This window comes from Candidatus Zixiibacteriota bacterium (genome assembly GCA_029860345.1).
Taxonomy (GTDB): domain Bacteria; phylum Zixibacteria; class MSB-5A5; order GN15; family FEB-12; genus JAJRTA01.
Genome location: JAOUBJ010000004.1, coordinates 36,185 through 52,034, shown reverse-complemented (window position 1 = coordinate 52,034; position 15,850 = coordinate 36,185). Strand labels below are relative to the sequence as shown.

General features: G+C 52.3%; 15 protein-coding genes. 9 read left to right on the top strand and 6 right to left on the bottom strand.

Going from position 1 to position 15,850, the window contains the following annotated elements; all coding sequences use genetic code 11:
- Positions 1-307 precede the first annotated feature (307 nt).
- From OEV49_05395 to OEV49_05365, 7 genes are all read left to right on the top strand, one after another.
- Complete coding sequence (locus OEV49_05395; GenBank protein MDH3890499.1) at positions 308-2,032, top strand: mucoidy inhibitor MuiA family protein; 1,725 nt, start codon at positions 308-310, stop codon at positions 2,030-2,032.
- 221 nt (positions 2,033-2,253) lie between these two features.
- Entirely contained in the window at positions 2,254-2,640 is a 387-nt protein-coding gene (locus OEV49_05390; GenBank protein ID MDH3890498.1) for a DUF2089 domain-containing protein, read from the top strand.
- Positions 2,633-2,803 (top strand): hypothetical protein, encoded by a 171-nt coding sequence (locus OEV49_05385; GenBank protein ID MDH3890497.1) that lies wholly within the window; start codon positions 2,633-2,635, stop codon positions 2,801-2,803. The genes OEV49_05390 and OEV49_05385 overlap by 8 nt, the downstream gene beginning before the upstream one ends.
- A gap of 131 nt (positions 2,804-2,934) precedes the next feature.
- Complete coding sequence (locus OEV49_05380) at positions 2,935-3,369, top strand: hypothetical protein (protein ID MDH3890496.1); 435 nt, start codon at positions 2,935-2,937, stop codon at positions 3,367-3,369.
- 302 nt (positions 3,370-3,671) lie between these two features.
- Complete coding sequence (ettA, locus tag OEV49_05375) at positions 3,672-5,351, top strand: energy-dependent translational throttle protein EttA (GenBank protein ID MDH3890495.1); 1,680 nt, start codon at positions 3,672-3,674, stop codon at positions 5,349-5,351.
- A gap of 230 nt (positions 5,352-5,581) precedes the next feature.
- The gene (locus OEV49_05370; GenBank protein ID MDH3890494.1) at positions 5,582-6,118 is read left to right on the top strand and encodes a hypothetical protein; all 537 of its coding nucleotides are present in this window, start codon (positions 5,582-5,584) and stop codon (positions 6,116-6,118) included.
- 105 nt (positions 6,119-6,223) lie between these two features.
- Entirely contained in the window at positions 6,224-7,312 is a 1,089-nt protein-coding gene (locus OEV49_05365; protein MDH3890493.1) for a radical SAM protein, read from the top strand.
- A 44-nt stretch (positions 7,313-7,356) separates the two neighbouring features.
- On the opposite strand, the gene OEV49_05360 is transcribed toward OEV49_05365, so the two are convergent.
- The 5 genes from OEV49_05360 to OEV49_05340 all read right to left on the bottom strand — a co-directional run bounded on the left by OEV49_05360 (position 7,357) and on the right by OEV49_05340 (position 10,319).
- Positions 7,357-7,557 (bottom strand): hypothetical protein, encoded by a 201-nt coding sequence (locus OEV49_05360; protein MDH3890492.1) that lies wholly within the window; start codon positions 7,555-7,557, stop codon positions 7,357-7,359.
- Between the two features lie 42 nt (positions 7,558-7,599).
- The gene (locus OEV49_05355; GenBank protein ID MDH3890491.1) at positions 7,600-8,340 is read right to left on the bottom strand and encodes a DUF2807 domain-containing protein; all 741 of its coding nucleotides are present in this window, start codon (positions 8,338-8,340) and stop codon (positions 7,600-7,602) included.
- A 233-nt stretch (positions 8,341-8,573) separates the two neighbouring features.
- Positions 8,574-9,416: a class I SAM-dependent methyltransferase gene (locus tag OEV49_05350; GenBank protein ID MDH3890490.1), complete on the bottom strand. Its 843-nt coding sequence runs from the start codon at positions 9,414-9,416 to the stop codon at positions 8,574-8,576.
- Positions 9,417-9,447: 31 nt separating this feature from the next.
- Positions 9,448-10,050: a hypothetical protein gene (locus tag OEV49_05345; protein ID MDH3890489.1), complete on the bottom strand. Its 603-nt coding sequence runs from the start codon at positions 10,048-10,050 to the stop codon at positions 9,448-9,450.
- Between the two features lie 56 nt (positions 10,051-10,106).
- Positions 10,107-10,319 carry a helix-turn-helix transcriptional regulator gene (locus OEV49_05340; protein ID MDH3890488.1) on the bottom strand — a complete coding sequence of 71 codons (213 nt, stop codon included), beginning with the start codon at positions 10,317-10,319 and terminating at the stop codon, positions 10,107-10,109.
- 382 nt (positions 10,320-10,701) lie between these two features.
- Here OEV49_05340 and OEV49_05335 point away from each other — a divergent pair, with 382 nt between their 5' ends.
- Positions 10,702-12,324 (top strand): PAS domain S-box protein, encoded by a 1,623-nt coding sequence (locus tag OEV49_05335; GenBank protein ID MDH3890487.1) that lies wholly within the window; start codon positions 10,702-10,704, stop codon positions 12,322-12,324.
- 369 nt (positions 12,325-12,693) lie between these two features.
- Positions 12,694-13,284, top strand: coding sequence for a DinB family protein (locus OEV49_05330; protein ID MDH3890486.1), 591 nt, complete (start codon positions 12,694-12,696; stop codon positions 13,282-13,284).
- Positions 13,285-13,505: 221 nt separating this feature from the next.
- Here OEV49_05330 and OEV49_05325 read toward each other — a convergent pair whose 3' ends face one another.
- Positions 13,506-15,842, bottom strand: a complete 2,337-nt coding sequence (locus OEV49_05325) for an ABC transporter permease (protein ID MDH3890485.1) — start codon at positions 15,840-15,842, stop codon at positions 13,506-13,508.
- Between the last annotated feature and the right edge of the window lie 8 nt (positions 15,843-15,850).

Here is a 15,850-nt window from a genome sequence, read left to right as displayed (position 1 = left end):
GCAATCAGGAAACATAGTAGTGTAGCGATGGCTCACCTCCCGGTTGGTCTGGTACAGGTCGGGTCTGCTGTGACCGTGTTGTCTGGAGAGTCATATAGTCGTAACGGTGAATTAAACATCAGAGACCTCCTCGTCGTTGTCCATAGGCAATTTAACAACTGTTCTGGTACTTGGCAATCGCTAAAACGTACCCCCCGCAGTCCTCATTATTCAACAGTCTTGGGAAGAAAACCGTCTCCAAGTTGTACCCCACTCAGATGCAAGAACAGAACCAAACAACTCTGTCCGAAAGACGAGGAGGTCAGTCATGTACAAACCAATGATGTTAACCATCAAAGTCACTTGTTTCGTAGCGCTGTTAGGAATGAGTGTCCACGCATCGGTGCAGGAAGTCCAAGCTCCGATAAAGAAAGTCACTGTCTACCCCGGACGAGCCAAAGTATCGCGCATTGTCTCGATGGACTTCGGGGCAGGTGAACAATCCTGTATCATCAAGGACCTGCCGCTGTCGGTCGATGTAACCTCGTTGCGCGCCTCCGCCTATGGTGTGAAGGGCATCACCTTGCTGGGGTTCAACCATCGAGAGGAATACCACATACAATCTTCTCAGCAAAACGTCGCGGAACTCGAAACGAAGATACGCTTGTTCGACGAGAACGATTTGCAACGGATCAAAGACAGGATAGCATCCTTCGAGGAGCAGAAGAAGTTACTGGCGTTGATAACAAAAGGCGCCGGCGAGCAGGCATCCGAAGGAGTCGAGCGTGGCGGACTCGATGTCGATCAATGGCAAGCCGCTTTTCGTTTTGTGGGCGACCGTCAGCTTGAAGTCAACGATTCAATCAGATTGGCGAAGGCGGAGCTGGGTGTGAAAACGAACCACTTACAGAAACTTAATGCTCAACTCAGTTCAATTCGCTCACCTCAACGCCGGACAACGCGCACCGCCCAAATCGATCTCAATCTCGAAACAGCCGGTTCCGTTGTGGTGACGCTCGAATACATGATCCCCGGCGCCGGTTGGACACCGTTGTATGATGCCCGGCTGTCGGAGGAAGACACCAATGTCCGGCTGGACTACTTTGCCGAAGTGAAGCAGCGCACCGGTGAGGATTGGTACGATGTGGAGTTGACCCTGTCGACAGTCGAACCATCGCACGGCACCGGACCGGCCGAGTTGGACCCCTGGTATCTGACTCTGGCAGCACCCCCACCCGTACCGGTAATGGACGAACTGACTTATGGAGCAAACGGAATCACTGTCGGAAAAAAGGGAGAGGTATACATCCGAGGCGGTCGTGCGGGAGAGGTTGCCTTTATTGTCGACGGTGTATCGGCAGAGGAGCCTCTTAGCGAGCTGGGTTCAGCGGGCGCCAAGTTGTCACTGGTTACCGGAATGATCAGCACCTACGCCACGGAGTACCGGGTGCCTCGCCCAGAGACGATTCCATCCAGTAGTCAGGGGGTGCGCACGACGATTGCCAGCCTGTCCCTGCCCGGCCGGCCGGACCTTGTCTGTCGTCCGACCTTGATGGAAGGGGTGTATCGGTTTGCAGCCATCACCAATAACGAAGAGACTGTTCTGATGCCGGGTCGGGTATCGGTTTTTGCCGAATCAAATTACCTCGGCACCACGGCCTTAATTGATCCGGTTGTACCCGGTCAGGAGTTCGAACTGCCGTTTGGTCTGAACAACTTCATCGAGGTTGACAGAGAAGTATATAGTGAGAACCAGAGTCAGAACGATCATTGGCTCAGCGGTGATACCAAGGTTCGCCATGAAACCGAAATAGAAATCAAACTGACCAACAACGGCCGTCAACCCGCCCTGATCGACCTGGAGGAAGCGCTGCCGGTCAGTCAGGACGAACGGGTTAAAGTCAAGGTGGATGGCGTAGCACCCGACGCCGTGATTTCCGACAACAAAGAAATAGTGAGTTGGAAGCTGCGGCTTGAGCCGGGGGCCGAGCAAATCGTGACTTTCCGTTATCGTATCGAGCACGCGCCCGGTTTGACAATCGTCGGGTTGTAGCACCCAAAACTGTAATTAATCTAGCCGGGTCCGCAGTCCTGACACAGGGTTGCGAGCCCGGCCTTTTTGTGCTCGAAACAGCCTATATTATAGTGGTTTTCAGGTGGAGTACGGCTGATTATTGCGTTTCCCTGATAAATATATCAATATCATATGATAAATATGTAACAAATATTAAGATTTTGCGTTATAATACTTAAAATAATCAATATGGAGACAGAATGAAAAAAGACTGGGAATATCTAACCAGGATTACCGGTAACCGGCCGCTGACAGTTCAAAGGGTAGCGATTGACGGTGAGAATGTCGCGGTCGAGGGCCAGTTTGATTTGCCGCCGCTGGCCAGGCTGAAGGCTGATGATCAGGTGTTTGTGGCTGTGTTCGTCAAATGCCATGGATCGATCAAACAGATGGAGAAGCATTTTGGCATCAGCTACCCAACGGTCAAAGGGCGTCTCAACCGAATCTCCGAGCGACTGGATTTTGTCGAAGTGGAAACGGTGGATGAACCGGCTGGGTCCTCAAGTGTGCTGGAGCAGCTTGAGCGCGGGGAGATAGCGGTGGAGGATGCGATTGAACAGTTGAGCGGCGGAGGTACAGATGAGTAGCATGGCCATGCATGTACTACAGGAACTCGATCGGGGACTGATCAGTGTCGACATTGCGGAGCGGTTGTTACTTGCGGGGCAGCCAAGGACCGAGATTCCCACACCCTTCGCAATGACTCTGCCAACGATGTTCACCAGCGAGTCGTCGGTCCTTTGGATGTAAACAGAACAATGAGAGAAACGTAGGTCGAAACCCCTGTGGTTTCGACAGAGCGACAGGAGCACAATCCGCCGCGGCGGACTGACATACAACAGGAAGAATGCAATTAGAAAAAGAAACATAAGGAGTAAACCATGAGTGAAAACAGAACGCGAATCCTGCAAATGCTGGCCGAGGGAAAGATCAAAGTCGACGAAGCCGAACGGTTGTTGGCGGCTCTTGAGAATGCGGAGAAAGCCCAGGAGCCGGAACATGCAGACGACAACGGCCCCAAGAAGAAACCGAAGTTTCTGCATGTCAAAGTGGAAGCAAAGCCGGGCAGCAACCGTCGCGGCGAAAACGTCGATATCAAGATACCGCTGATACTTTTGAAAGCCGGCGTGAAGCTGGGTTCTGTAATGCCTGACAAAGCGCACGGCGTGTTTGCATCGAAGCTGTCGGACAAGGGGTTGAATATCGACTTGAAACAGTTGGAGTCGAAGGACATCGATACGCTGATCCAGGCGTTGGCGGAGACTTCGATTGAGGTTGACGAGGAGCAGGAGAAAGTCCGCATCTACTGTGCGTAGGTGATAAATCACCCATAAATGGGCCTCAGGCGCTTCGCGCGTCCAGTATCTGTCATAGTTGAAGCTCTGTAGGTCGGGACCCCTTGTGGTCCCGACTTTTTTTGTCAGGGGCACGCGGGCTGTTGGCCTACTGTAAAGAGGCTGAAGGCTGGATTCCGTGTCAAGCACGGAATGACCGAGAATAAAAACCCTACTTGACGACGGGCGCGAAGCGCCAGAAAGTGATTTATCACCGCTTGCCTGTGCGGCGAGTGTGTGTTACTATGGGCCGGTAACGCCAACCCCGAATGGAGAGTCCTGACATGGCGGAGAAGTTTATCTTCAACATGTACCGCGTAAACAAATTCTACGGTCAACAACAAGTCCTCAAAGAAATAAACCTCAGTTTCTTCCCCGGCGCCAAGATAGGTATCGTCGGTGAGAACGGCTCCGGTAAAACCACCGTGCTGCGCATCATGGCCGGTGTGGACAAAGAATTTCAGGGGGACGCTTTCATCACGCCCGGATTCCGCGCCGGTATGGTCGAGCAGGAACCCAAGCTCGATCCCAAGCTGACCGTGCGCCAGACAATAGAATCCGCTTTCGGTGAAACCAAGGCGTTGCTTGACGAATACAACAGTCTGGCCGACGCTATGGCCCAGCCGATGGATGATGACGAGATGCAAAAAACCATGGATCGGATGGGTGTGCTGCAGGATAAGATCGACACTGTCGACGGTTGGAATCTGGATCAAAGCATGAACATCGCCGGTGATGCTCTTTGCCTGCCCGATGACGACCGTATCGTCGGTACGCTGTCGGGTGGTGAACGTCGGCGGGTGGCTTTGTGCAAGATTCTTTTGGAACGTCCCGATCTGCTTTTGTTGGACGAGCCGACCAACCATCTTGATCCCGAGACGGTCAACTGGCTGGAGGAACAGCTTCGCGAGTATCCCGGCACGGTTATCGTCGTAACGCACGACCGCTACTTCTTGGACAATGTCACCCAGTGGATTCTGGAACTGGATTCAGGTCATGGTGTGCCCTGGGAAGGCAACTACACATCGTGGCTTGAGCAAAAGCTCACAAAGCTGGCCGGAGGAGAGAAAAAAGACTCCCCGCGATCCAAGGCGTTGGAACGGGAACTGGCCTGGATTCGCATGAGTCGTGGTGATCGCAATGAGATGGCGCGCTCCCGGATTCGCGAATACGAACAACTGGTGGCGCGCGAAACAGCGCGGGGTAAATCCGCCGGTACGGTGATACAGATTGCACCGGGACCGGACCTGGGCAGCCAGGTGGTCGAGTTCCACGATGTTGCAATGGGCTTCGACGATCAACAATTGTTCGAGGACCTGTCTTTCATGCTTCCACGTTCGGCCGTGGTTGGGCTGGTGGGACCGAACGGGACCGGTAAGACCACACTGTTGAAACTGGTCACCGGCGACCTTCAACCGGGCAACGGCAAGATCGTGAGCGGGTCGACGGTGCAATTGGCCTACGTGGATCAGGAGCGGGAGTCTCTCGACGGCGAAGGGAGTTTGATCGACGAAGTGGGCGGCGGACTGGCCGACATCACTCTCGGAGATCGAAAGATACCTATCCGCCAGTATCTCTCCCAGTTTGGATTCAAAGGCGCATCGCAGCAGAAAAAGGCGGTGGAGTTGTCGGGCGGTGAGCGCAACCGTTGTCACCTGGCCAAGGTTCTCAAGGTGGGTGGTAATCTGCTGTTGCTGGATGAGCCGACCAACGATCTCGACGTCAATACCCTGCGCCTGCTCGAAGAAGCGATCATGGATTACTCCGGCTGCGTGTTGGTCATCAGCCACGACCGGTTTTTTCTGGATCGTATCTGTACGCATCTATTGGTGTTCGAAGGTGAGGGGAAAGTCCGTTGGTTCGACGGCAATTTTTCGGCCTATCAGGAATGGCGCAGCAAAGAACTGGGTGGCCGGATGTTCGAGAACCGCCGCAACCGCTATCGTACAATCGTCAAGGCGTGATCTCCGCTGATCCGGTGGGCCACCCAGTCGAATTATTCACTTGACAACCTATCGGGGAAGAAGCTTATTTGGACCTGAAGATAATCAAAACCTAACACAATGCTCTCAGGCTGCAAAGAGGTCGAACTTTGTGTGACAGACGTGAGTCTCTAAAATGTCTTAAATGGGTCTTTGCTTGCTTGTTGTTTCGACGGTAAACCTTGTGCGACTTTATGAAAGCGAGGGAGAAGATGAAGAAGAAAAAGAAACGCATCAAGATGTCCATCCCGGTGGAAGTCCCGTTCTCACTGCGATCGGTAATCCAGGAGGCTATGCGGAGCGATATGGCCTTCCGTAAATTCGTGGAATCACCGGTCACAGCTTTGGTCGCGGGCGGTGTGCCGATTCGGCCGGAAGACCTCACAAAGCATGACCTGGACCGGCTCATCGACGTCATGGCAAACCTTCGCAGACTGACCTATGGCGATGTGTGGACGGGACCGTTTGTTTTCGAGGATGTGTTTGACGTCCTGACTCCTGAAAACTGTGACCCCTATCAGAACAGAGAGACCGAGCAGGAAATCGGTTGCAACACCAGTTTTGATGATGATTGTGAAACGCACTCCAGTACCAACAATAGTGTTTCAACCACTTGGGGTGGGATACGCCCTCAGTGGGAAATCATCGACGGGATACTAATGGGACCACTATACAGTCCGGGTGATTTGGCCAGCCTGGTTACTTATATGCACGAGGGAATTCGGGCACTCAAGATTCCACCGAGATGATAGGTCTGAGCATTCGCAAACCGTGATGACAGTATTGGAGCCGGTGTGCCGGCTTGGTAATAGATTGGACAATTCCGCCAAGAGCGACAGACTACGGAGTGTGCCATGAGAGGGCTGCGTGAGTTAGTGTTCAGCACTACAAATCGATGTACGGCTCGGTGTCAGGACTGTCCGATTGTCACCGATGGGGCATCCAGCAACACACTGACTTCCCAGCAGATGATTGACATCGTGGAAGAGGTGCTTCCTTGGGGTACCTTGAGCTTAGTTGTGTTTACGGGGGGGGAGCCTCTCCTTCTTGGTGACGAACTGGTCAAGACTGTGGCCTATGTCAGCAAACACGACATTTCCACGCGGATCGTTACGAACGCCTATTGGGCCCATTCCGAAGCGGCAGCAAGGCAAACGCTTGAGAGGTTGAAGGATGCCGGGCTAACGGAGATAAATATAAGTTGCGATGATTATCACCAGGAGTTTGTCCCGTTGGAATATGTGAGGAATGCAAACATAGCTGCGACCAAGTTGGGGATTCCTGCCTTGATAGGACACCGGATTAAGCAGGGTGGGAAGATCACCAAGCAGTCGCTCTCCAAATATCTCGGAGTCGAGTTGCACAAATTCGAACGTGGCAAGAAAAACCCTGACCATAACGTGATCAACTGTGGACCGAACGTACCCATTACGACTCAGATCGAGTCATACTCAGATACCTCTGAAACGGGCGACCTCACTTGGCGTGGACCTTGCGCCTCGGTTCTCAAATCGATTATTGTTTCGTCGGACTTGCGCGTTCAGATTTGCTGCGGGATAATCTCAAATAGTGTGGAGGAGCTTTACATAGGCTCCCTGAAAGACGACAATCTGCTGACCATAATTCAACGTGGAAACGAAGACTTGATCGCCAACTGGTTAGCTTTGTCGGGCCCCTCTTCCGTTCTCGAATTCGTTCGCGAGAAGGCGCCGGAAATCGATCTTCCCACCCAATATGTTAATCGCTGTCACTTATGTAACGAGCTTTTTACCCGGCCAGACGTTCGGGAAGTACTGCACGAACACGCAGCGGAACGAGGCAGTATGGTGGGCTTGATGAGGGGTGTTTTGGATTGGATGAGTGATGATTGGGCTCCCCAGAGATTGGAGACACGAAACCAGTCTCCAGGAACAACCTCGGCTCCGGATAACCGAGAATCGTAAGACATAGGAAGATTCCACGGTGTTGGTCTCGGACCGACCTGCGTTCAGCCCAGGGTCCAGATGTAGGCGCGGCCGGGTCCCTTCTCTCTTGAAAGTCCGATGTCAGTTTCCATTCGGTTTACCCAGGTCGGGCAGGGGCGGTCATAGGGCAATTTGAGCCGGACTTTCAGTTCGTTCCAGGTGAAGCCTGCGGGGTTCTTGCGAAGTTCATTCGCAATGCGATCTTTGAATTGAACGTATGTCATGCCAACCTCGATGTCATGGTTAACAACCCGCCGGAGCCGGCTTTAGTTGGCGTCGACAAGCTGCCCCAGGCCGGTTACCGTTTGATGTATGGTGGGGTGACCATGGTAATATATCGATCCTTGCCCGGTGAGCACGGCGGTCAGCACCTGATTCACCCAAACCTCGGCATCTCCAACACCTGACAAAGTAACGGTGGCCGTGTCGGCCCCGAAGTTAAACGTCTTCAGGCTCCCGGTCCCGGACATTATAGCTGTGTACCTCAGTGCGTTGCCGGTCAACTCAATGCCGCCAACGCCCGACATAGTTGCCGTGACATCCGGCGCCACCAGCTTGATATCGATTTCTCCGACACCCGACACCAAGAGGTCAACTGTGTTCGAAACAACAATCCCATGGGTGGCCCGAATGTTTCCCACGCCGGCCAAAGTCAGACCCTCCAGCCCGGCCATAGTGAGGTTGACGGTCAGGTCGAATTCTCTGAGGTTTTTCGATCGATCGGAATCGATAGTTAGAACGTCCTGCGAAACACTCATGATGATAAACGGCATAATGTTGTCGTCGACCGTTATTGATGCTGTCTGAGTGCCATAATCGAGATCAACGTCGCCGACTGTGTTCATGACTACAGATGTGAACGCCTCCAGCGTTCTCGACTCGGTAATGAGATTGCCGGAGCCGGTGACTGTTGGTTTACCGCCGGAGAGCGGGTTGTCGTCACTTGAGCAGGAGGCCAACAGCAAGATGGCGATGGACAAGGCTGGTCGGATGACTCTGTTGAACATTTTTTCACTCCCTCTTTTGCCGGAAAGCGCACATCTTCGTTTGGGTGAGCTATCAATTCCGGGTGACGATCTGCGCATTGCCGGAGTTAGAATCTGTGTCTTCTATCTGCTTTACTATATACAATTGTACCTATAATAGCTACTGGAAATCCATACACGGAATAACCGATGGCTCCAGATTATACGATACGAAACTGTCGGATGTACCTGAATCGCCTCGACCGGCCAGGCCGTCAGACAAACTTACTTGCAACAACAGCGATTTCCGTGGCATCCGGTTGGTATGGAGTCCCGGCAATATCGGAATACTCCTCAACAACGCGAAGGCCGTTTTCTTCGAATTCGTTCTTCAGAGATTCGAGGCTGAAGTACTGGAGCCAGTTGTATACTTCCCGGGTGCGCGACTTCTCGACAATCGTGTACTTGTCCAAAAGGACTTTGTCGTTGTCATATTTGAAGGTGTTCATGAAGCCGAAGTAATCGTCGGCCGACCAGAATCCGTCCAGCAACTGATGCTCCCAAGTCGCCACCTCATCTCGTTGGTTGAACGCATGCAGCGAGAAGACATCGAGGACAATACGCCCGTCGTCATTCAGACAGTCGCGGAACCTGCCCAGCAACGTTCTTCTTTGGGCTGGACTCAGGGCACAGTAGTCGCAGTAAATCAAACTGATGAGGTCAAACCTGTGTTCCGTTGTGAAATCCAAGTAGTTCTGAAGGACATAGTCTATGTCAAGTTTCTTCCGCCTGGCTATATCCTGTGCATATTGAATCGATCTCTCAGAGAAGTCGACACCGGTGACTTTGGCCCCTTGTTCGGCCAACGGCGTCGTATACAAACCGGGACCGCATCCAAAGTCGCATACCTTCGTGCCGTGTCCGATATCAAACCGATTGATCATCCAGGCAACCGACTTATCCAGGAAGGCCTTGTTTCGCGAGGCTGGTTCGACTTTTTCATTCAAGTGGAATTCGAGCATTTTCCCTGATATGTGTTTATCATTCCAGAGAGTTTCAGCCGTGTACGCCCCCCACACTTCAGGTCGCGTGTTTATTCGCTTCAAAAGTTCATACATATTACGTCCTCAAGCAGTTCTGGATAGCTATCTACACAAACTCCACTTCGTCCACCCGGCGCAGGAAGACGAATGCCAGCCCGATAAACCAGGCAGGGACCAACAAAAGCGTTGCCGGTAGAAGAATGATAGATACCTCACAAGCTCCAATGATCAGAGTCAGAATAGCCACCGTCTTGATAGATGAACTGAACTCTCCCCAGCGTCGAAGAAGTACGATCCCAAAGATGATATCGATGATGCCGAACACCGCCATGCCGATGATCCAGAAGCCTGTCATAATCAAATCAGGTCCGATGTCGTTCGGTGACCATAAGCCGTCAAGCGACCATTCGAGCAAGAAATTACCGCTGAAGAACAGTATATGCCACACGATGGTTATGTTTATGATGAGCCCGATCTCTTTGAAGCTATAGTACTCATACATCAGTTTCTTAAACGATAGATACACGTAGATCGACAGCGCTGCGAGAACGAGGAAGAGGAAATCTGCCGGACCGACACCGACGGGTCGCTCCCATGCTCCCAGTTCAAAGACTGCTTCCTGTATACCTGCAACTATCCACGCCGAGGTGAAAACTGCCACGCTGGCAATCGCTGCCCACCCGGCTGCTGTAAAACGGTTTTCATTCATTTTTCTATCTCCATCTTTGACTATCAAACCCTGCCTCGACATGGCGGGCAATCCGCCTATACGCTCTCCGGCTGGTATTCAAGTATGTCCCCCGGTTGACAGTTCAACTCACGGCAGATTGCGCCCAGAGTCGCGAACCGAATGCCTTTGACCTTACCCGTCTTCAACAGGGATAGATTGGTGACCGAGACACCGACACGGTGCGACAACTCGGTCAGGGACATCTTGTTTCTGACCAACATCATATCTAAGTTTATCCTTATCACCATCGTTTGATTTCCATGTCATTGATCAGTACGGGTCTGGTTCTTTTATGTTTCACGTAAAAACCATTATGTTTTATATAATGCAGTTTCTTAGATTGTCAAGGAGTAATGTGGGTAAGCCAGCCTGGGGCTTGTTGACAAACCCTCTGCGCCGCCAAGTGACGCGCCTTGCGGCACCGGTGCTGTAAGGCGACTCGCCTGACAGCCAGTGGATTGGACGGAAGGTGTCGGGCGGGGTCGCCCAACACCACCCACGTTTTGGACCTTTATCAACACTCCCCCGATGTTGGGCGGCATGTTTCATATTGCATGAGGCTGGGAGTGGTCATATCATGCTTGTAGTTTCAAGTTTGGCGACCATTGAACCCGAAAACTGGTGGGTCAGATGTCTGAGCGTGATCCCAAGAGTAAGCGAACGGCAAAAGAGTCGTTGCAAGATCGTTTGCACCTTCTCTCGATGGCCGTCGAGCAAACCAGCGAGGGTATAGCGGTGGTCGACCTGGAGGGCAACTTGTTGTACGTGAACCCAGCCTTTGCCGGAATGCATGGCTATACACCGGAAGAACTCCGGGATAAGCACTTGTCGATCTTCCATTCGCCCCAGCAGATGGAGGCTGTTGTCGAAGCTAATGAGCAACTCAAGGATTCAGGACGATTTGAAGGAGAGGTCTGGCATCTGCGCCGTGATGGTGAGGTTTTTCTGACATACATGCGCAATACAGTCCTCCATGATTCCGACGGTACGCCGGTTGGGATGTTGGGTACGATGCGGGACATCACGGAGCAAAAGGAAGCCGAGGAGAAGCTCAAGGAGAGTACGCAGCGGCTGGTGAAAGCGGAGCGGGTGGCAAGAATGGGCTTTCTGGATTGGAATCTGAAAACCGATCAGATCTACTTATCAGACGGGATATATCATCTGTTCGGTTTGGAGCCGGGTGAAAACCTGACCGCTCCCGAGCTTATCGAAAAAGCCGTACACCCCGAAGATGTTGATTTCGTCCGAGAGAAACTGGAGGCGGCGGCCCAGGGGTCCGAGCAAGTCGACTTCGATCACCGCATTGTGCGTCCCGATGGCGAGCTGGTGTGGGTGTACTCCCTGGCCGAATTGATCAGAGACTCAGACGGTAATCCCGATTCTCTGGTCGGAACAGCCGTGGACATCACCAGCCGTAAACAGGCTGAGGCGCGGTTGCAGCTTCTGGGCCAGATCACCGAGCAGGTAACCAATTCGGTCCTTACAACCGGTCCGGACTTCGCGGTTACCTACACCAACCGCGCCTTCACCAAACTGTATGGATACACTATGGCCGAAGTGTTGGGTAGATCGCCTGACCTTCTAAACGCCGAACCGATGGCCAAGGAGATTCAAAACGACATTTATCAGACGGTGACTTCCGGTCGGGCCTGGACGGGTGAGGTGATGAACCGGAAGAAGGATGGCACCAAGTTCCCTTGCGAATTGATGGTGTTTCCGCTCCTTGACGAAAACGGGAGTATCTTCGCTTATTCCGGCAGCCAACGGGACATTACCGAACGAAGACAAGCTGAGGACAAACTGAGGAAAACGACCGATGAACTCCAAAACAAGCAGAAGGAGCTTCTGGACAAGAATACAGCCCTCACCGAAATCCTTGACCACATTGAAGAGCAAAGACAAGACTACAGACATCGGATTTGCCGCGAGATCGAGCAGGCCCTGCTGCCGGTTTTGAAAAGGGCGCGCCATGGAGCCCGACCATTAGCCGGTAAAGCGCTTGATGCCCTTGAAGAGAATGTCAAGGAACTACTAAACAGAGACATTGACCTGTTCAAAGATTACCTTTCCAAGCTGACCCCCAGAGAACTGGAAATCTGTGACTTACTGAAAAAGGGGAAGAGCTCGAAAGAGATCGCCGCCGGCCTGAACATGGCCTTGGTGACGGTAAATACTCATCGCCAGCGGATAAGAAAAAAGCTGGGGATTAACAACAAGGGGATAAACCTAAGCACTTGGCTGCGGATGTATTAGAGCCGTTCTATACTCATTAAGTACCCATTAAATCATCATTGACTAATTATTATGACAGGACTATCTTGCGTCGATAGGCCTATAATAGAGGCAACCAGATTAGACATCATGTGGTTACATCAGAGTTGCCCAAGAAGTCCCGTGTCGTTCCCCTCCCCCGGCTCGGGGCTTCGCTTTTATTAGGATCATTTTTCCACATTAGGAGCGGTTCACATCGCTGGGCGCATTGGTCCACCCATGCTGTATTTTGCCGTATTTTGCCGGAGCGTGAGAAATCGCCGAGTGTGTGATTGACATTCGTTTTTGTCCAGACTAATTTGCGCGCCTCTGAATGAACAGTAGTATCAAGCTCTATCAAGGAATTCTGCCATGACCCCACAAGAACCACCGGTCGGCGAAAAGGGAATCGACCTGGTTAGACAGGCGCTGAAGAGTCAATATCACGCCTCGCTGGCCACGCTGCGTCAGGCGATTGAAAAGTGCCCCGACGAACTTTGGGCATCCGACGACTACCTCAATCCGTTTTGGCGGATTGCTTACCACTCGTTGTACTTTTTGCATCTGTACATCCAACCGCACGTTTCTGATTTCTGTCCCTGGGAACATCATCAGGAGGGCGTCCAGGACATGGACGACTATCCGTCGCCGCCTGAGATTGAGGCTCTGTTTACGCCGCATGACCGACCGAAGTATGTCGACAAAGTTTACAGCAGGGCCGAACTGCTTGCGTATGCCGACTTTTGTGAAGAGATGATCGACGACGCTGTCGATGTGCTTGATCTCTTGAGTCCGGAGAGCGGGTTTGTTTGGTACAAGATAACCAAGATAGAGTTTCAGTTTGTGACCATTCGTCACATGCAGCACCATGCGGCTCAGCTTGGAGAAAGGCTGCGCACGTCGTCGGACATCGAGCTCAGGTGGGTGGGCGCTCGCGGACGTAAGCAGGGCGGGGGGGCGTGAGTGTGCGTGTCGAAACCTCGTCGTTCGATCGCGTTCAGGACGACACGGTAGAGTCGTGTTTTTCCAGATTCGGCGGGTCCACGCCGCGGCGCGCAGGCGAAGACGGACCGGCCCTACTACGAGACGATGGATTCCCGCCTTCGCGGGAATGACAGGGTGTGATACCGACCTACACTCCGTGGGCGGCAGACGTCCTCGTCGGCCCATAGACCCTCGACTGTTTATTCGTACCCGATGGCCTCGACCAGATTTGAGGCACCGGCCCGCAAGGCTTGATAACCAACGGCCAGCATGGCCACGACCAGGGTCAGAAATGCGACCAGGGCAAAAGTGCCAAAGCTCATATCAATATGATAAGCGAATTCCGAAAGCCAGCGATCCATCGCATACCAGGCCAGCGGCCAGGCCACCAGATTGGAAATAAACACCAGGAGAAGGTACTCTTTGGAAAGCAAGTGCACGATTCTCCCTACCGATGCCCCCAGCACTTTTCTGATACCTATCTCCTTGGTCCGTTGTTCGACCGTGAACGAAGCCAGACCAAACAGGCCGAGCCCGGCCACCAGGACAGCCAATAGTCCAAAACATGCAGCCAGGTTGGACAATTGATCCAAAGACTTATAATTGGCATCGAACTGTTCATCGAGAAACGAGTATTCAAACGGATGGTTGGGCAGAACCTGTTTCCATGTATCCTCGATGTAACCCAGCGCAGATTCGACTTGGTTCCGATCAATCCGTACCGACATAGTGTTGACTCTCATGAATCCGAAGCCGCCCTCTTGCACCATCATTACCACCATCGGATCGATTTCATAATTGAGCGGACGGGCGTTGAAGTCCTTCATGACACCGATGATTTGGTGTTGATTCCAGCAGTCTATTTCGCTGCCCACGATGTCGCTTCGGTTTATCATACGGGCCAGGCTTTCGTTGATCAGGCAGGCTTGCTGGACATCGGTTTTATGGTTGGGGTCGAAGTCGCGGCCGTTGCTTAGTTCGATTCCAAACGTCTTGGTATAGTCATAGTCGACGAAATTCATCTGAACGCTTTGCCCCTCTTCGGAATCCATTCCCTCCCAGGTGGCACTGGTGTAGGCGCCCCAGTTCGGCAAACCTCCCATGGCGCCGGTCACGGCCTGGATATCCGGATTCTTCAGCAGTTCGTTTTTCATGGTGGCGAAGTGATTTCTGCTGTCTCCTCTGAGCGGGATATTGACCACGTGTTCCTTGTTGTATCCGACGTCCATAGACTTCATGTGATTGAGTTGCGCATACACCAACGCCGTTCCGATTATCAGAACGGCCGTTACCGAAAACTGTACCACCACCAGAATTCTTCTCAGGTTGACATTTCGTCCGGAGGAAACGAAATCGTTTTTGAGCGCTTGCACCGGATTGTAGCGCGACAGAAAGAGGGCCGGGTAGATCCCGGACACCAGGGCCACGACTGCCGCAATGCCGGCACCGATCAGCACTGTCGATACCCTATTGAACAAGTCCAAAGATAACTGAAGTTGAAAATGAGCGTTGAACATGGGGAGAGCTATCTCCAGCAAGCCCAGTGCAAGGGCCAACCCAACCGCCATAAGCATGACAGATTCACCCAGGAACCTGACAATTAGGCTGCCTCGGTTGGCGCCGACCACTTTTCGCACGGCGGTTTCTTTGCCCGCTGTCTTGAACCGGGCCGTGGATAGATTGATGAAATTGAAACAGGCCATTAGTAGTATCGCGAGCGCTATCGCCGAAAAAATCTTAATACCTTTTTTGGCGTCGGAAAAAGTGAAATACAGATCGCTCAGATTGATGACACCAAGAATCAGTTCATCCTCTTCAATGCGATCCTCCAGGACGTTGGTAATCTTGTTCGTCAGAACGCCGGCTGTAACTCCGGGTTGAACTTTTACGAAGGTCCGGGTAGTCGCAAGATTCCATAAGTCGAACTCAATGCCGTCGTTTTTGAATATCTGTTTTTTGTAGTCGATCGAAACCAGCAGATCAAACCTGAGGGTCGAGTTGGGTTCTATATCCTCGAACAACCCGGTGATGGTGTAGTCCGTCTGGTTGTTAAACGACAGGGTTTTGCCGATGGCGTTTGACTCGGGATAGAATTTCTCGGCTATCGCCCGGGAGATAATAATCGAGTTCGGTTCGTTCAGTGCCGTTGACGGATCACCGGCAACAAATTCAAGTGACAACAGATCAATAATGGCCGGATCAGCTGGTAGAACCTCTTCGAATGAATTCAGCGAAGCGCTGGATATCAGGATTTCACTTTGGCTCTCCACACGAGCGACATGCTGAGCCTCCGGAAGGTGTTCGGTCAGATGAGGGCCCAGGGCGTTCGGCGTAATGAGGGACTCGCCGTCCACTTGAACGGCAAAGATGCGGTCGACATCCGGAACATGCCGGTCGTAACTCATTTCGTTCGCGATCCAGAGACCAATCAGCGTACAGCAGGCTAAGCTAATAGCCAGACCGGTTACATTGATGAAGGTATAGCCTTTTCGCTTGTTGAAGCTTCTAAGGGCGATCTTGATAAGGTTCCAAAACATATTGACAT